General features: G+C 30.5%; 18 protein-coding genes. 12 read left to right on the forward strand and 6 right to left on the reverse strand.

All coding sequences use genetic code 11. From position 1 onward, the window contains the following. Nucleotides 1-14 precede the first annotated feature (14 nt). Entirely contained in the window at nt 15-959 is a 945-nt protein-coding gene (locus FP421_RS01705; protein WP_159946984.1) for an MBL fold metallo-hydrolase, read from the reverse strand. 101 nt (nt 960-1,060) lie between these two features. Beyond that, nucleotides 1,061-2,119 (reverse strand): branched-chain amino acid aminotransferase, encoded by a 1,059-nt coding sequence (locus tag FP421_RS01710; protein WP_159946986.1) that lies wholly within the window; start codon nt 2,117-2,119, stop codon nt 1,061-1,063. A gap of 121 nt (nt 2,120-2,240) precedes the next feature. On the opposite strand from FP421_RS01710, the gene FP421_RS01715 reads away from it, so the two are divergent. From FP421_RS01715 to FP421_RS15075, 4 genes are read left to right on the forward strand one after another with little or no spacing between them, the layout of a single operon-like run. Continuing rightward, nucleotides 2,241-2,747 (forward strand): DUF4920 domain-containing protein, encoded by a 507-nt coding sequence (locus tag FP421_RS01715; protein ID WP_159946988.1) that lies wholly within the window; start codon nt 2,241-2,243, stop codon nt 2,745-2,747. Then, nucleotides 2,747-3,169 (forward strand): hypothetical protein, encoded by a 423-nt coding sequence (locus FP421_RS01720; protein WP_159946990.1) that lies wholly within the window; start codon nt 2,747-2,749, stop codon nt 3,167-3,169. The genes FP421_RS01715 and FP421_RS01720 overlap by 1 nt, the downstream gene beginning before the upstream one ends. A gap of 3 nt (nt 3,170-3,172) precedes the next feature. Beyond that, nucleotides 3,173-3,826, forward strand: coding sequence for a tRNA (5-methylaminomethyl-2-thiouridine)(34)-methyltransferase MnmD (gene mnmD / locus FP421_RS01725; RefSeq protein ID WP_159946992.1), 654 nt, complete (start codon nt 3,173-3,175; stop codon nt 3,824-3,826). Continuing rightward, on the forward strand, nt 3,823-3,996 hold the full coding sequence (locus FP421_RS15075; RefSeq protein WP_201288775.1) for a hypothetical protein: 174 nt from the start codon (nt 3,823-3,825) through the stop codon (nt 3,994-3,996). The genes mnmD and FP421_RS15075 overlap by 4 nt, the downstream gene beginning before the upstream one ends. Here the strand turns inward: FP421_RS15075 and FP421_RS01730 are convergent. Further along, on the reverse strand, nt 3,986-5,101 hold the full coding sequence (locus tag FP421_RS01730) for a glycosyltransferase (RefSeq protein ID WP_159946994.1): 1,116 nt from the start codon (nt 5,099-5,101) through the stop codon (nt 3,986-3,988). The two genes, FP421_RS15075 and FP421_RS01730, sit on opposite strands and share 11 nt — an antisense overlap. Further along, complete coding sequence (locus tag FP421_RS01735) at nt 5,098-5,931, reverse strand: hypothetical protein (RefSeq protein WP_159946996.1); 834 nt, start codon at nt 5,929-5,931, stop codon at nt 5,098-5,100. The genes FP421_RS01730 and FP421_RS01735 overlap by 4 nt, the downstream gene beginning before the upstream one ends. Nucleotides 5,932-6,078: 147 nt before the next feature. On the opposite strand from FP421_RS01735, the gene ruvC reads away from it, so the two are divergent. The 3 genes from ruvC to FP421_RS01750 are packed head-to-tail and all read left to right on the forward strand — an operon-like array spanning nt 6,079 to nt 8,524. Continuing rightward, nucleotides 6,079-6,633 (forward strand): crossover junction endodeoxyribonuclease RuvC, encoded by a 555-nt coding sequence (gene ruvC / locus FP421_RS01740; protein ID WP_159946998.1) that lies wholly within the window; start codon nt 6,079-6,081, stop codon nt 6,631-6,633. After that, nucleotides 6,630-7,763: a radical SAM family heme chaperone HemW gene (gene hemW, locus FP421_RS01745; RefSeq protein ID WP_159947000.1), complete on the forward strand. Its 1,134-nt coding sequence runs from the start codon at nt 6,630-6,632 to the stop codon at nt 7,761-7,763. The genes ruvC and hemW overlap by 4 nt, the downstream gene beginning before the upstream one ends. An 11-nt stretch (nt 7,764-7,774) precedes the next feature. Then, nucleotides 7,775-8,524, forward strand: a complete 750-nt coding sequence (locus FP421_RS01750) for a cyclase family protein (RefSeq protein WP_159947002.1) — start codon at nt 7,775-7,777, stop codon at nt 8,522-8,524. Nucleotides 8,525-8,557: 33 nt separating this feature from the next. On the opposite strand, the gene FP421_RS01755 is transcribed toward FP421_RS01750, so the two are convergent. Then, nucleotides 8,558-9,538, reverse strand: a complete 981-nt coding sequence (locus tag FP421_RS01755) for a CorA family divalent cation transporter (RefSeq protein WP_159947004.1) — start codon at nt 9,536-9,538, stop codon at nt 8,558-8,560. A gap of 80 nt (nt 9,539-9,618) precedes the next feature. Here FP421_RS01755 and FP421_RS01760 point away from each other — a divergent pair, with 80 nt between their 5' ends. Then, nucleotides 9,619-9,987: an MmcQ/YjbR family DNA-binding protein gene (locus tag FP421_RS01760; protein WP_159947006.1), complete on the forward strand. Its 369-nt coding sequence runs from the start codon at nt 9,619-9,621 to the stop codon at nt 9,985-9,987. Here the strand turns inward: FP421_RS01760 and FP421_RS01765 are convergent. Continuing rightward, nucleotides 9,973-10,821, reverse strand: a complete 849-nt coding sequence (locus tag FP421_RS01765) for an AraC family transcriptional regulator (protein WP_159947008.1) — start codon at nt 10,819-10,821, stop codon at nt 9,973-9,975. The genes FP421_RS01760 and FP421_RS01765 overlap by 15 nt on opposite strands. A gap of 245 nt (nt 10,822-11,066) precedes the next feature. On the opposite strand from FP421_RS01765, the gene FP421_RS01770 reads away from it, so the two are divergent. The 4 genes from FP421_RS01770 (at nt 11,067) to FP421_RS01785 (ending at nt 16,412) form a co-directional block, all read left to right on the forward strand. Continuing rightward, a complete protein-coding gene (locus tag FP421_RS01770) occupies nt 11,067-12,023 on the forward strand; it encodes a dihydrodipicolinate synthase family protein (RefSeq protein WP_159947010.1) in 957 nt (318 codons plus the stop codon). Between the two features lie 66 nt (nt 12,024-12,089). Beyond that, the gene (locus FP421_RS01775) at nt 12,090-13,673 is read left to right on the forward strand and encodes an aldehyde dehydrogenase (NADP(+)) (RefSeq protein WP_159947012.1); all 1,584 of its coding nucleotides are present in this window, start codon (nt 12,090-12,092) and stop codon (nt 13,671-13,673) included. Nucleotides 13,674-13,675: 2 nt separating this feature from the next. Further along, a complete protein-coding gene (locus FP421_RS01780) occupies nt 13,676-15,409 on the forward strand; it encodes a DUF885 domain-containing protein (RefSeq protein ID WP_159947014.1) in 1,734 nt (577 codons plus the stop codon). After that, nucleotides 15,402-16,412 carry a 4-hydroxyproline epimerase gene (locus tag FP421_RS01785; protein ID WP_159947016.1) on the forward strand — a complete coding sequence of 337 codons (1,011 nt, stop codon included), beginning with the start codon at nt 15,402-15,404 and terminating at the stop codon, nt 16,410-16,412. The genes FP421_RS01780 and FP421_RS01785 overlap by 8 nt, the downstream gene beginning before the upstream one ends. Nucleotides 16,413-16,426: the final 14 nt, after the last annotated feature.

Consider the following 16,426-nt stretch of genomic DNA (forward strand, 5'->3'; position numbering starts at 1 on the left):
GTTGTTTAATAGTATTATAGTTCGTAATTATCACCTTCATTAGCAAACCTAAACCCTAATTTTTGAATTTCAATTTGTTCTTTGCTTCCTTTTTGTAAAGTAGGATTGGTATGATTAAAATGAATAAAAATAATTTTGTTCTTGGTAGCCAAAGTTTCATTTTTAAACAAGTTTATGGTTTCCTCAATAAAAGGATGAGGTACTTCAGACATGGCTCTTTTTACTTCATTCTGATTTAAAAAAGCAGCATCTAAAAAAGCATAATCTACTTTTTTTACTTCTTCGATAATATTTCTTTTCCATTTGTGCCACTTGTCAATATCAGGAATAAAAATTGCGCTTTTTTTAGTTCCTTTAATTTTATATCCCACAGTTTCAGAATATTCATCTCTGTGTGGTACTAAAAAAGGAGTTACTTTTAGATTGTTATTTAAAATAATGGTGGAATCATTTTGTAGACTTTTAAGTTTTATATTTTGTAAACTAACAAGTTGGTTCCAAGGTCCATTATTTTTTAGAAAACTGGTCATTTTGGGCATTGCATATATAGGAATATCCTTTTTTCCATAGGCTTCTCTTCCAAAATACATTAAACCTGTATAGTGTCCAATATGTGCATGGGTTAAAAAAACTCCGTCAATAAGAGTTTCTTTTTTTAAATGGTTTTGTTCTAAATCTGCCAATTGAGTATGCATATCTGGAGTGGCATCAAATAACCATTTTTGTCGATTTTCTAAATCAACTAAACCCAAAGAAACCACACTTTTTCTCTTGTTTGTACCATTATAAAAATTTGCACAACATTCTTTATGACAACCAATATGAGGATAACCACCATCTTGAGCAATTCCTAAAATGGTAAGATATTGTTTGTGAGAAGTTATTATTGCCTCTTCTGTAGATTTCTTTTGACAAGAAATACAAGTGATAAAAAGTAGAAAACTTAAAAAATATCTCATTGCTTATTAGTGAAATTAGAATCACTTTAAAGATATAAAAATCAAAGCATAAAAAAAGCATCAAAATAAATTGATGCTTTCTTCTGTAAAATATGAGGTGACTAAATTTCAACCATAACTCTCCAACCATAAGGGTCTTCAGCTTTATTGGTTTGAATGTCTGTAATTGCTTTTTTTAATGTTGATGCAAAAGGGCTCTCTAATTCTGGTAAATCATAGTCAGTTCCTTGATATCCAAAACCAGCAATTGGAGAAATTACAGCAGCAGTTCCTGCTCCAAACATTTCTTTTAAATTACCACTTTGAGCAGCAGAAATTACTTCTGAAACCGTAATTTTTCTCACTTCAACATCAATACCCATATCCTTAGCAATTTGAATGATACTTTTACGAGTAATTCCATCTAAAATTCTATCGTTAGTAGGACTCGTAATTAAGGTGTCACCAATTCTAATAAAGATATTCATAGCTCCAGCTTCTTCAATATATTCGTGAGAGTTATCATCCGTCCAAATTACTTGATTGTATCCTTTTTCGATTGCCAATTGTGTTGGGTAAAACTGAGCAGCATAATTACCTCCAGCTTTTGCAAAACCAACCCCGCCATTAGCAGCTCTTGCGTATTTTTCTTCAATCAATACTTTTACTTTACCTGCAAAATAAGCTCCAGAAGGAGCAGTACAAATAATAAATTTATACCCATCAGCAGGAGAAGCATGAAACCCTAATCCAGAAGCAAACATAAAAGGTCTAATGTATAAAGAGCTTCCATCATTGGTTGGTATCCAAGCATTATCAACTGCTAATAATTTTTTTAACCCATCCATAAAAATATCTTCAGGAATTTGAGGGATTACCAAACGTTCTGCAGATTTATTCAAACGCTTACAATTGTCTAAAGGTCTAAATAGCATGGTGTTTCCATCTGCATCTTTGTAGGCTTTCATACCCTCAAAAATAGATTGTCCGTAATGAAAAATCTTAGCAGAAGGATCTAAAGAAATAGGAGCATAAGGCTTAATAACAGGAGTCTGCCATTCACCATTTATAAAATCACATTCTAACATATGGTCAGAATATACACTACCAAAAGGTAAGTTGTTAAAATCTACATTTTCAATGTTCGATTTTTCTACACGTTGAATCTCTATATGAGCCATCTCTATTAGTATTGAATTAAAGCACAAATGTACATAAATTATTTATCTGATAATGTATGAAAACCTTGCTTTTCACAACGAATTATGTAACTTTGTAAGAACCACATAAAATCAATAAATTATGAAATATTATATACAAATTTGTTTCGTTACTCTTTTTATTTTTTCTGCTTGTAAACAAGAAAAAAAAGAAGTAAAAGCTGAGGATAAAGTTATTGCAGAAGTAAAGTACGATGCTTTTGGAACTAAAATTTCTTTGGATGAATTTATCAGTTCTGAAGAAATGTTGGCAAAGTTTAAAACCATGAAGGTTGGTGATACCGTTAATGTAAAGTTTGCCTCTGAAATTAAAGAAGTGTGTTCTAAAAAAGGATGTTGGATGAAATTACCTTTAGATAAAAATACTGAAACTATGGTGCGTTTCAAAGATTATGGTTTCTTTATGCCATTAGATTCTAAAGGAAGAGAAGTTATTGTAAACGGAAAAGCGTTTGTAAAAGAAACTTCTGTAAAAGAATTGCAACATTATGCAGAAGATGCAGGAAAATCTAAAGCTGAAATTGCACAAATAACAGAACCTAAAGTTGAGTTTGCTTTTGAAGCTGACGGTGTTTTAATGAAGGAATAATGAGAAAAGTATTTTTTCTATTTTTTTTAGCCGCTTTATCTTCATGTAAAAAAGAGGCTTCTAAAGAAATTGTAATCATAGAAAAAAAAGTAGTAAAGCAGTCAGAAATGGCTGCTTTAATGCTTGAAATGTATAATACTAACTTAGAAAATAAAAAAAGGATACTTGAAGGAGAAAGTCCTACTCAATATCCCAAAGATTTTTCTAAAATTTATTCTGCAAAATTAACAGACTCTACAGATAGAAATGCGTCTTTTAATGCCTTTTCAGATTTCTATTTATATACTTTAAAAAAAGTATATAATGCACCTAAAGATTCACTTAAGATTTACCACAATAATGCAGTAAATAGTTGTATATCTTGTCATGAAACTACATGTATAGGCCCAATACCAAGAATTAAAAAATTATTGATAAAATAACTTGTGAAAAGAGAAATACTTATAACTTCTGATGGATCTACCACAATTCATTTACCAGATTGGAATGAACAATATCATTCTAAAAATGGGTCTATTAACGAGACCTATCATGTTTTTATAAAAAGTGGATTAAAGGAGGTTGTTGCTGATACAATCTCTCTGTTAGAAATTGGTTTTGGTACAGGATTAAATTGCTTTATCACTTATTTAGAACATCAAAAAAAAATAGATTATGTTGGTGTAGAAGCATATCCTGTAACTCTAGAAGAAGTTGATAAAATGAATTTTATCTCAGTTTTAGGTGCAGAAAAAGAAAAACAAATTTTTACAAAAATGCACAATGTTTCTTGGGAAGAGAAACATCAAATTACAGATAATTTTTCACTATTAAAGAGAAAACAATTTTTTGAGGATATTAATGATGAAAATGCATTTCATCTTATTTATTTTGATGCATTTGGAGCACGAGTACAACCCCAATTATGGACAGTTTCTATTTTTGAAAAAATGTTTAAAGCACTTAAAAAAGACGGAATCCTAGTAACCTATTCTGCAAAAGGAAGTGTAAGAAGAGCAATGCAAGAAGTAGGTTTTAAAGTAGAGCGTTTGCCTGGACCTCCAGGTAAAAGAGAAATGTTAAGAGCAATTAAATTATGACTGAAAAAAAATTAAAGTTTCAAAGAAAATTTAGCAATAGAAGAATTAGAAAAGAATCTAAACCTAAAAAAGGACTTTTTTTAGTGTTTTTGTTGGTAATCGCTTTAGTTTTGTGGTTTAAAGCTGAAGCTATTTTAGATTATTTTTTTAACAAACCTACTACGCCTTAAACTTTCTGCCTTTCCAGTTATAAGTTGTGGTTACTGCTAAAACTGCAATAACGAGGTTAAATATAGGATATATAATACTTGCTGGAACATACCATTTTACAAAGTCCATTTTATGATTAAAAAATGATAAAGTAGGTTTAAATAAGCACCAATCTATGATTAATTTAATGGCTATAGGAATGTACATTGTTTTTATGCTTCCTATACATAAAAAGGAGAATACAAAAAGATTGGTAAGCACAATAAGAACACCTATTAATTTTACTTTTATTGAGTTAAAGTTACTGGTTTTTGCAGCCCATCTTTTTCTTTGTTGAATTAAACCTGACCAACTTTTTACAGGAAAAGTAGTAACAATAGCCGCTTGAGATTTTAAATAATGCACACTTTTTTTATCGCTTTTGATGAATTTTTCAAACAGAAAAACATCGTCACCACTTGCAATTTCAGAATTACCTTCAAAACCATTAAGTTGCAAAAAAATACCTTTCTTGTAGGCTAAGTTTGCACCATTGCATAAAAATGGAAAATCAATTCCAAAGCCACCAATAGTTGTGCCTTGCATACTCATAAAATCTAACAATTGAAATTGCTCTAATAAGTTGTTTTTAGCTTTGTAGTTTACTGGAGCAACAATCATCTTAGAATTATTTTTTTGGATGAAACTATCTAAGCTAGAAAGCCAGTTTTTTGAGAGAACACAATCTGCATCTGTGGTAACTATCCAGTTATGTTTTGCTTTAGAAATTGCTGTAGAAATAGCATCTTTTTTTGGGGATTTAGAAGTTCTATTGTTTTTTAAAACCTGAAAGTTAGTTTGAGAAATAGCATCAAAAAAATCTTTAATAGCAGCTACAGAGTCATCTGTAGAATCATCATCCACAAAAAGAAATTCAACCAACTCTTTTGGGTAGTTTAATAACTGAATGGATTGCAATAAATTAGGTAGATTTTTGGCTTCATTTCTAAACGGAATAATCACAGAGAATTTAGTGGTTGGGTTTTCTGAAATGTTGTTGAATTCATCAACTCTACCAAATCCAATGGTTAGTGCTATAATTAAAATAGCATAGAGCAATCCAATTAAGATTAAGAACCAAATCATTTTTGAAAGTTTGGGGTAAATGTGATCACAAAATAGCTGCCAATAATTGCAGGAATTGCAAAATTTAACATCCACATTACACTAACAATCGTTAAAATACTAATGGGGTCAATTTGAAAAAAAGTAAAAATCCAAACCGAAATAGACCCTTTTAAAACAACATCAAAAAAAGACAACATAGGAACAATTGAAGCGATTAAATATACAGAGGTTATTGCAGAAATTGCATCTATATATTCGATTTGTAGATTAAAAAGAAATACTAAAAAATAGAATTGATGCGAAAAAATAAGATATCTTAAAAATGAATAAACAGTTGTTTTTAAGTTGATTGAAAAAGGTATTTTAGAGATAAATTTTTTCACCTTTTGCACATAATTTTTTCCTATTTGAAAACTTTTTATGAGTAATACAAAAAATCCGAAAAGTAAAATTAACACGAATATCACACCAAAGGCTGAATCAAAATCAAAATTTATTTGATGTGTTGAGGCCAAATAAATAAATCCGATACTACCAAAAAATAGCGTTGCAATCAACTGATAAAAATTTCCAATAAAATTTAAACCAACAATTTTTTTTCTGAGAGGCTTTTCAAAATAAAGTGCTTTTGCACCATATTCTCCAATTCTGTTGGGTGTAATTAAAGAAGCTGTTAGCGATGAAAAGCATTGAATACTGGCTTCCCAAAAAGAAATGTTTTTAATGGTATTTACCAAGTTATTCCATTTTAAAATCTCAAAAAACCAATTTAAGGCACTAAAAACAACTAAAATTAGTACATTTTTAAATGAGAAAATCTGATGTTGTAACAGTTGAGATGATAACACAGAAAAATCAATGTTGCTTTTTAAAAATAGTTTTTGATAGATAAAAAAAACACACCCAAATACAATGGTTAGTTTTATTAGTAACCAAAAGAATTGTTTAGATTTGTATGAAAGCGAAATTTGCATCAACACAAAGAACGATAAAATTTGAGTAGTGAAAAAATCATTTTAGGAATTGACCCAGGAACCACTATTATGGGGTTTGGTTTGATTAAAATTGTAGGCAAAAAGATGGAATTTATTCAAATGAATGAATTACAGCTTAAAAAATATGACGATCACTACTTAAAACTGAAACTTATTTTTGAACGTACCATAGAACTCATAGACACTTATCATCCTGATGAAATAGCGATTGAAGCTCCCTTTTTTGGAAAAAATGTACAATCGATGTTAAAGTTAGGAAGAGCACAAGGAGTTGCTATGGCTGCTGGTTTGTCTAGAGAAATACCCATTACAGAATATTTGCCAAAGAAAATCAAAATGGCAATTACAGGTAATGGAAATGCAAGTAAAGAACAAGTTGCTTTGATGCTAAAATCTTTATTAAACTTAAAAACTCTACCCAAAAATTTAGATGCCACAGATGGTTTAGCAGCAGCAGTTTGTCATTTTTACAATTCAGGAAAAGTAGTTGGCGGAAAGAATTACACAGGTTGGGCAAGTTTTGTGAAGCAAAATGAAAAAAGAGTTAAGAAATGAGTGGAATTTATATTCACATCCCATTTTGTAAACAAGCTTGTTACTATTGCGATTTTCACTTTTCTACATCACTAAAAAAGAAGTCAGAAATGATTGCTTGTTTGGTGAAAGAAATTGAACTCAGAAAATCGGAACTTAAAGGTGCAATCATCGAAACCATTTATTTCGGGGGAGGAACTCCTTCTGTGTTAGAAGTTGATGAAATTCAGTTGATTATTGATGCTGTTTATCATAATTTTGATGTTGTAGAACATCCAGAAATTACTTTAGAAGCTAATCCTGATGATCTGTCTGAAGCAAAAATTATTGCGCTTTCACAATCTCCAATTAATAGATTGAGTATCGGAATTCAATCTTTTTTTGAGAAAGATCTAAAGTTGATGAACAGAGCACATAATGCTCAAGAAGCCAAAGAATGCATATCAGTAGCGATTTGCCATTTTGATAATATTTCTATCGATTTAATTTACGGAATTCCAGATTGTAGCAACCAAGAATGGAAAGAAAATATTGAAACAGCATTGCGTTTTGGTGTTCCTCATATTTCTAGTTATGCCTTAACAGTAGAACCCAAAACAGCTTTAGCGAGTTTTATTGAAAAAGGTATCATTGCAACTATAGATGATGAAAAAGCACAAGAACAATTTCATATTTTAATTGAAGAATTAGAACGCGCTAATTTTATCCACTATGAAACCTCTAATTTTGGAAAAGAAGGTTTTTTCAGCAAAAATAATTCATCCTATTGGTTAGGGAAAAAGTATTTAGGAATTGGACCATCAGCACATTCTTTTGATGGAGAAGTTCGAAGCTGGAACGTAAGAAATAATGCAAAATATATTAAAGCAATTCAGCAATCTCAATTAGAAATTGAAAGAGAAACATTGTCTAAAAAAGACCAATACAATGAATATGTAATGACGGGTTTACGAACAATTTGGGGAGTTTCTCTAACAAAAATTGCTTCAGATTTTGGAGAGAAGTATCTAAAATATTTAGAAAATCAATCTAAAAAATATATTAAAGAAGAATTATTGTATATTGAAAACGAAATATTAAAAACCACAAAAAAAGGAAAGTTTTTGTCAGATGGAATTGCAGCTGACCTTTTTATGCTAAACTTGATTTAATACCATTTAATTTGAAAGCAGTAGTAGAATATAATTCAAGAAAAATAACAGTAAATATCTCTAATCCTATAGATATTTCTATTCCAATAGATACATCAAAGAAAAACGTAAATGCTTGGTATATAAAAGAACCAAAAATTTCTGCAGAAACACAAGAGGGTTATGAAATAAGTGTTGCAAATGGTGCAGTTGTTAATTTTAATAGCATTCATTTTAATCCGCATTCGCACATTACTCATACAGAATGTGTGGGTCATATCACCAAAGAAGTCCATTCTGTCAATAAAAATTTAAAGTACTTTATTTTTTTAGCAGAAGTGGTTACAATTGCTCCTTTGTTTCATAATGGAGATTTTCTAATTGGTGTAAAACAATTAAAAAAAGCTCTAGGAAATAAAAAACGAGATGCAGTTGTAATTCGCACATTACCTAATTTAGAAGAAAAAAAGAGTATGGATTACTCAAACACAAATCCAACATATCTGTCTGAAAAAGCGGCTATTTATTTAAGAGAAAAAGGAATTAAACATTTGTTGATAGACTTGCCTTCTGTTGATAAAGAAAAAGATGGAGGTAGACTATTATCTCATAACGCTTTTTGGAATACAGATGGTGAAATAAGAATGGATGCCACAATTACTGAGTTTATATATGTGCCAAATGAAGTTGAAGATGGTGAGTATTTGTTAAATTTAATGATTGCTCCTTTTGAAAATGACGCTACTCCAAGTAAACCAGTTTTATACGAAATTGAAAAATGAGAATAGCATAATTTTTACCTTTTTATCTAAAGTCTAAAACCACTTTTTACGCTTAAAATACCAAATAGAAACGATAGTAATTAACACCATAATTCCTAATAAAATAAAATACCCATATTTCATTTTTAATTCTGGAATATTTTCAAAATTCATTCCGTAAATACCTGCTAAAAAAGTTAGCGGAATAAAAATTACAGACAAAATGGTTAAGGTTTTCATCACTTCATTTAAACGATGACCTTGAATACTAAAAATCAAATTAATTTTACTTTCTAATTCTTGCAATTCGAAATCTATATTCGAAACCAAGTTGTTGGCTTGTTCTTTTAATTCGCTAAAATATTTTACATCAAAATTCTTGATTTCTATTTTTTCTAATTTGATGATGGTATCTTTTAGTCCTAAAGCAGCCTTTTTAAAATTAAATAATTCTTGCTTTCTTTTCTCTACCAAAGAAGTAAACTCTGGCGTAGGTTTTATATTGATTGAGTTTAGTTTATCTGCGCTTAAATCTGCATTTTTCTGATAAGCTTCTTCGTAATTGTCAACAATCGATTCTAAAATTAAAAACAATAAATAATCAGTTTTTTTTCGTCTTACAATTCCTTTGTTTCCTTCTAAACGCTCACGAATCCAATTAAAATAATCTCCTTCTTGTTCTTGTATGCTCCATAAAAATCCAGAAGATACAATAAACCACATTTGTTCAGAATCTAAAGATTTACTATCTGTTTTTAATATTCGAGTAGAAACAAAAAATAAATCATCTAATAAAATTACTTTGTTAGGATGCTCATCATCCATAAATAATTTCAGTAAAAAATCATCTAAATTATTATTTACAACAACAGATTTAAAAAGGTCTCTGTATTTATTTCCATAAGTGTTAACCCATTCAGTTGAGTTTGTTTTATTCGTTAACTTTACATCAGAAACAGAAGTATAGCAAGACTTTTCAAATTCTTTTTTGGAGTAACTTATTAAAGAAGTGTTTTTTAAAAATTCACTTTCCATTTTAAAAATAATTGTAGATTTGATTGATGTATAAAGATACTTTATTAATTTGATTTTTGCTCTATTTAAAAACCAACAGCATGCACATAGAACAAGTAAGAGATTTTTGTATGGCCAAAAAAGGGGTTACAGAGCATTTTCCTTTTGATGATGTTACGCTCGTTTTTAAAGTGATGAACAAAATGTTTGCTTTAACAGGATTAAAATCTTGGGAAGAAGGTGAGCCAAAAATCAATTTAAAATGCGACCCAGACAAAGCTCAAGAGTTAAGAGCAGCTTATGAAGGGGTAAATCCTGGTTGGCACATGAACAAAAGATTATGGAACACAGTAACCATAAATACCATTGATGTTTCTGAGGAAGTAATTAAAGAACTCATTAATCATTCTTATGATTTGGTTGTAAAAGGATTAACAAAAAAACTACAAGCTGAATTAAAAAATCTGTAATTTTCGATATTTTAGTGGAGTTGTCTTTTTAATTTCTTTAAACTTTCTATTAAAATTTGAAATATTATTAAACCCAGTTTTAAAGGCGATATCTGCAATAGAATTATCTTTTTGAGATTGTAACAATTTACAAGCATTTTCAATTCGTAATTCAGTTAAAAAACTAACATATGTTTTATTAGTGTGTTTTTTAAAATAAGTACAAAATGCATTTTTTGTCATATTTGCAACGTTAGCTATTTTTTCTAAAGAAATCGATTTGTGAGAGTTTGTAATGGTATATTCAAAAATAGTTCGCAATTTTTTTCCTTCTAAGTCAGAATATTTTTTTTGATATACAAAGTTTGATAGTGGTTTTGTTTCTGCCGATGAAATTGCTTTTAAAATCTTTAATAAAATAATAAAGCGTTCTAATTTTGTGGCTTTTTTTAAGCTCTTAAAAAATAAAATAATATGTTCTTTATTGCTTTCAATTTGTAAACCTTGCTCTAACTTTTTAAAGATATGCTTTAGTTCCTTAAATTCATTTTTTTCAAAAAAAGAATCTCCAAAAGAATCTTTTGTAAAAAAAAGACTCAACATTTTCGATTTTTCTGGTGTATTTTCTTCACTTTTAAACGCATGAGGTAAATTACTCCCAATAATAAAAAGATCATTTGTAGAATAGCTAGAAATACTATCGCCAACCAATAAGGTCCCTTTCCCTTTTTCTATAAAACTAATTTGAATTTCATCATGTTGATGCAGTTTATCATAAAAAATAAGCTCAATGTCTTCTTGATAAATCAATGCATTGTTTTCTGGTTTTGGTATTTTAAAAGGATATACTTTCATTTTTTTTGTTAAAATGTTGGTTTGTATGATTCCGGTTTTTCATAAAAATTGCATCGAGAACTAATTTAGAAATTAAAATTAATTATGATTAGCTCAACCTATCAAGTTTTAATATTTAATACAAAACTATTCATAATTAATTATATAAATACAATAATGAATAATATAATATAAAAAATGAATAATTTAATCTTATTTTTTAAGCAAGACTATTCATAATTTTATATCAATCAAATTATAACAAAATGAAATCTAATTGGGAAGGTGTAATGCCTGCAGTGTTTACATGGCTGAAAGAGTCAAAATCTGGCAATCTTGAAATTGACTTTGATACAACTCAAAAACAAGCAGCTGATATTTTAAAAACTCAAGGAAAAGGCGGAAGTAGAATGTGTGGACTTGTGGGTTCTGGTACTCTGGGTGAGAATAGCTATCTGAACAATAAACAGCGACTTTCTTTATTGAAATCCCTTTCTGAGGTTGCTAAAGAATATAAAGTTCCTTTGATCAGTGGGGCTTCAGCAGAAACAAAGGAGGAACTAGCAAAAATTATTGAAGGACTTGCAACAGTAGGAGTTGATACAGTTATGGTGATGCCTCCAAAAACCAAGGAGGTTCCTTCTGAAAAAGAAATGTATGAGTATTATTCACTTTCTGAAGCAACCGCAAAAGATGTAGGTGTAACAATCATGCCGTATAACAATCCTGATGCAGCAGGTTATCACGCACTCTCAACAGACCTTCTATTAAGACTTTCTGAGCTTCCTAAAGTAACCGCGCTTAAAGTATCGACTATAGATGTTTCAATTATTGAAACACTGATGTTAGAAAACAAAGATTTAAAAATTTTAGCAGGAGTAGATACAGTTACTGTACATGCAGGACTTGCAGGAGCATGTGGTGGAATTACAGGTGTAGGTTGTATCTTTCCAAAAGCTAGTGTTACAATGCAAGAGTATGTTTTAAATGGAGAATGGGCTAAGGCAAACAAAATTTCCCAGGCTTTAAATTCGCTGTCGTATTTAGATGCTCAACCGCTACTTTTGGAATATCTTAAACTGGCTATGGGAATTCATCATAATGATGTTGCTGGAGGTTTACGAACCTTTGGTAAGAAATTAACAAAACATCAAATTGATGATGTGCATGCAAGATATATTCTGGCGAAAGAAAGGCTTGAAGTTCTGGACTTAATAAGTTAATTCAACAAAAAAAAGTAGCTTACAAACTAGTAAAATTGAAAAAAAGCATTTAAAAAATAAGTAAAGATGATTACAGGAAAAAACTATATAGGCAATCAAAAATCTACCAAAGGAAATAAAACATACAAAACATTTAACCCGGAATTAAATAAAGAAAACGATACTGTTTTTACAGAAGCTTCTGAAGAAGAAATTAGTGATGCAGTAAATTTAGCATCACAAGCATTTAAAGAATACAGTACAATTTCAGGAGTAAAAAAAGCAGCATTTCTAAATGCAATTGCAGATGAAATTTTAGCTTTAGATGATGAGTTGGTGCAAGCGTATTGTTCTGAAACAGGTTTACCAGAAGGAAGAGCAAAGGGAGAAAGAGGAAGAACTATTGGGCAATTAAGAAGTTTTGCCAATTTAGTAGAGGAGGGCTCTTGGGTTGAGGCTACTATAGATAAAGCACAACCAAACAGAGAACCAATGCCAAGGTTAGATATTCGAAAAATGAATATTCCTTTAGGCCCTGTTGTGGTTTTTGGAGCAAGTAATTTTCCTTTAGCGTATTCTACAGCTGGTGGAGATACTGCAGCAGCCTTAGCAGCTGGTTGTCCTGTAATTGTGAAATCGCACCCAATGCATTCTGGAACAGGAGAATTGGTAGCTTCTGCAATTGTAAAAGCAGCAGAAAAAACAGGAATGCCAAATGGTGTTTTTTCTAACTTAAACTCAAGCGGAATAGAAGTTGGACAACAATTGGTAGCAAATCCAAAAGTAAAAGCAGTTGGTTTTACAGGGAGCATAAAAGGAGGTAGAGCATTACTAGATTTATCTGCGAAAAGAGAAGAACCTATTCCGGTTTTTGCAGAAATGGGAAGTATTAATCCTGTGGTCGTTTTGCCAGAAGCATTGGAAAATAGAAACCAAGAAATTGCAAAAACATATGCAGGCTCTATAACTTTAGGAACAGGTCAGTTTTGTACAAATCCCGGTTTAATTATTGGAATTAAAAGTGAAGCATTCAATTCTTTTGTAAATCACTTATCACAAGAAATTTTAGAGATAAATCCTTCTTGTATGTTGCATCCAAATATAAAAGAAGGATACAATACAAATAAAGAAAAAGTTGTTTCTCAAGAAAATGTTACTGTTACAGCAAATTATGAATCTGATGTTGCGAATAATCACGCACAACAAACTGTAGTTTCTGTTGAGGGAAAAACATTCTTAGAGAATTCAACATTACATTTAGAAGTTTTTGGCCCTTTTTCTATGGTAGTTCAATGTGAAGATTCAGATGAATTAGAAAAGATAATCGCTAATTTAGAAGGTCAATTAACAGGAACAGTTATTTCTGATAATGATGAAATTAAAAATTATTCAAATGTAATTGCTGCTCTGCAAAATAGGGTAGGTAGAATTATTTTTAATGGAGTTCCAACAGGTGTTGAAGTTTGTGAATCTATGGTGCATGGTGGTCCATATCCTGCTTCTACAGACAGTAGATTTTCTGCAGTTGGAATTAGTTCAATAAAACGTTGGGTAAGACCATTTAGTTATCAAAGTTGGCCTAATAATTTATTGCCTAAAGAATTACAAAATGAGAATCCTTTATCAATTTTTAGAACGATTGATGGAATTAGAACAAAAGATAAGATATAACTATGAGAATTTATAAAGTTCTTTTTGTTGCCTTTTTTATGAATTTATCTTGTAATAATGGAGAAGAAAAATGTGGAAATTCATCAGCAGAATTAGAGATCATTATTCAATCTCATCAAAGAAGACAATCTTATGATAAAAACAAGTATCCTTTAGGATTGTATACAAGAGAACATTACAAAGCTGAAGCAGAATATGCAGAAAACCAAATGCAATATTTTGGTTGTGTGGTTTTTGAAGAGCTTTCTGAAACAGAGCAAATCTCTTATGAATTACTAAAATTTGTGTTGCAAGATAAAATCGATTATTACAAGTTTGAACGATTTTTAAATCCCTTGCTGTCTGATTCTGGTTTTCATAGCAGTTTAAATTATCAAATCAAACCACTTAATAATTACAGGCAAGTAAAAGAATATTTAAAGAAATTAAATAGTTTATCAGATTTTGTAAATCAGCATTTTAAAAATCTAAGAGAAGGTTTAGCAAAAGGAGTTTCGCAGCCTAGAGTTATTTTTAAAGGGTACGAATCTACTTATAATGATCATATTGTTGATGATTTTCAACAAAGTCCATTTTACAAACCGTTTCAAAATTTACCTTCAAGTTTAAATGAAACGCAAAAGGATTCAGTTTTAAAGGCTGCAAAAATTGCAATAGAAAACACAGTAGTTCCTGAATTCAAAAGAATAAAAACTTTTTTTGAAACTGAATATTTACCAAAAACAAGAACAAGTTTAGGGGTTTCAGAAACCCCAAATGGTGCTGCTTATTATCAAAATAGAATTAATTTTTATACCACAAGCACACAATACACTGCAGAAGATATTCATCAAATAGGACTAACAGAAGTTGCCAGAATTAAAGCAGAAATGCAAAAAATAATTAGTTCTCTAAACTTCAAAGGAAGTTTTGCTGATTTTTTAAAATTCCTAAGAACGGACGAACAGTTTTATGCAAAAACACCAAATGAGTTGTTAATGATTGCGAGAGATATGGCAAAAAGAGCAGATGCAAAGTTGCCAAAATTCTTTAAAACCTTACCACGAAAACCTTATGGAGTTGCACCTGTGCCAGAAGCAATTGCTCCAAAATATACTGGAGGACGTTATATAGGGACATCAAAAAATAGTACAGAAGCTGGTTATTATTGGGTAAACACCTATGATTTACCAAGCAGAACTTTGTATACTTTACCTTCTTTAACGGTTCACGAAGCTGTTCCAGGGCATCACTTACAAGGAAGTTTAAATAACGAATTGGGAGATTCTATTCCGCAATTTCGAAAGAATTTATATTTATCTGCTTATGGAGAAGGTTGGGGATTGTATTCCGAATTTTTGGCAGATGAAATGAACATGTATACGACACCTTACGAACAATTTGGAAAATATACTTATGAAATGTGGCGTGCGTGTCGTTTAGTTGTAGATACTGGAATTCACGCAAAAGGTTGGACAAGAGAACAGGTTGTGAATTATATGTCAGAAAATACGGCATTATCACTTCACGAAATTAATACAGAAACAGATCGATATATTTCTTGGCCAGGGCAAGCTCTTTCTTATAAAATAGGGGAATTAAAAATTAGAGAATTACGTGTAAAAGCTGAATCTGAATTAAAAGACAAGTTTGATATTAGAGATTTTCATGAAGTAGTTTTAGAACAAGGAACTGTAACCTTATCAATTTTAGAAAAAAGAATCCATAATTATATTAATAAAGTGAAAAATGAGTAAACATATTTTTGTCTGTGTAGATGCACATACTTGCGGTAATCCTGTAAGAGTCATCAAAAGTGGAGGCCCAGAATTGCTTGGAAATTCAATGAGCGAAAAGCGTTTACATTTTTTAAAAGAATACGATTGGATAAGAAAAGGCTTAATGTTTGAACCTCGAGGACATGATATGATGAGTGGTTCAATTTTATACCCTCCACACAATCCAGAAAATGATTTTGCCATTTTATTTATAGAAACTTCAGGTTGTTTGCCAATGTGCGGTCATGGAACAATAGGAACCATCACTATTGCTATAGAAGAGGGTTTGGTTCAACCTAAAACTCCTGGAAAAATAAAAATGGAAGCTCCTGCAGGTTTGGTAGAAATAGAATATTCTATGAGTAACCAAAAAGTTGAGTGGGTAAAATTAACCAATGTAAAGAGTTATTTAGACGCAGAAAATTTAACCATAGATTCTCCAGAATTAGGCGAGATTACTTTTGATGTATCTTATGGAGGTAATTTTTATGCCATTGTAGATCCGCAGAAAAACTTTACTGGTGTTCAAGATTTTACAGCCTCTGAGATTATCAAACATTCACAAGTTCTAAGAGAATTAATTAATAAAAAATATCCAAATCAATTTATTCATCCTGAAAACCAATCCATAAAAGATGTAACGCATTTGTTATGGACAGGAGATACGATTCATCCAACTTCCAATGGTAGAAATGCTGTTTTTTATGGTGATAAAGCCATTGATAGAAGCCCTTGTGGGACAGGTACATCAGCAAGATTAGCACAATTATATGCCAAAGGAAAATTAAAAGTAGGAGAAGAGTTTATACACGAAAGTTTTATTGGAAGCACCTTTATTGGTAAAGTAGAAAAAGAAACTATTATAGGAAATCAAAAAGCAATTGTACCAAGTATTAAAGGTTGGGCAAAAATTTACGGACAAAATACCATAACTATAGATACAGAAGATGATCCTTATGCTTTTGGTTTTTCAGTAATTTAGAAATATGAACAGTG

This window comes from Polaribacter septentrionalilitoris, from assembly GCF_009832745.1.
Taxonomy (GTDB): Bacteria; Bacteroidota; Bacteroidia; order Flavobacteriales; family Flavobacteriaceae; genus Polaribacter; species Polaribacter septentrionalilitoris.

Bases quoted from the DNA above. Each gene is read 5' to 3' on its own strand.
- FP421_RS01705 (WP_159946984.1), bottom strand. From the start codon at position 959: ATGAGATATTTTTTAAGTTTTCTACTTTTTATCACTTGTATTTCTTGT.
- FP421_RS01710 (WP_159946986.1), bottom strand. From the start codon at position 2,119: ATGGCTCATATAGAGATTCAACGTGTAGAAAAATCGAACATTGAAAAT.
- FP421_RS01715 (WP_159946988.1), top strand. From the start codon at position 2,241: ATGAAATATTATATACAAATTTGTTTCGTTACTCTTTTTATTTTTTCT.
- FP421_RS01720 (WP_159946990.1), top strand. From the start codon at position 2,747: ATGAGAAAAGTATTTTTTCTATTTTTTTTAGCCGCTTTATCTTCATGT.
- FP421_RS15075 (WP_201288775.1), top strand. From the start codon at position 3,823: ATGACTGAAAAAAAATTAAAGTTTCAAAGAAAATTTAGCAATAGAAGA.
- FP421_RS01730 (WP_159946994.1), bottom strand. From the start codon at position 5,101: ATGATTTGGTTCTTAATCTTAATTGGATTGCTCTATGCTATTTTAATT.
- hemW (WP_159947000.1), top strand. From the start codon at position 6,630: ATGAGTGGAATTTATATTCACATCCCATTTTGTAAACAAGCTTGTTAC.
- FP421_RS01755 (WP_159947004.1), bottom strand. From the start codon at position 9,538: ATGGAAAGTGAATTTTTAAAAAACACTTCTTTAATAAGTTACTCCAAA.
- FP421_RS01760 (WP_159947006.1), top strand. From the start codon at position 9,619: ATGCACATAGAACAAGTAAGAGATTTTTGTATGGCCAAAAAAGGGGTT.
- FP421_RS01765 (WP_159947008.1), bottom strand. From the start codon at position 10,821: ATGAAAGTATATCCTTTTAAAATACCAAAACCAGAAAACAATGCATTG.
- FP421_RS01770 (WP_159947010.1), top strand. From the start codon at position 11,067: ATGAAATCTAATTGGGAAGGTGTAATGCCTGCAGTGTTTACATGGCTG.
- FP421_RS01775 (WP_159947012.1), top strand. From the start codon at position 12,090: ATGATTACAGGAAAAAACTATATAGGCAATCAAAAATCTACCAAAGGA.
- FP421_RS01780 (WP_159947014.1), top strand. From the start codon at position 13,676: ATGAGAATTTATAAAGTTCTTTTTGTTGCCTTTTTTATGAATTTATCT.
- FP421_RS01785 (WP_159947016.1), top strand. From the start codon at position 15,402: ATGAGTAAACATATTTTTGTCTGTGTAGATGCACATACTTGCGGTAAT.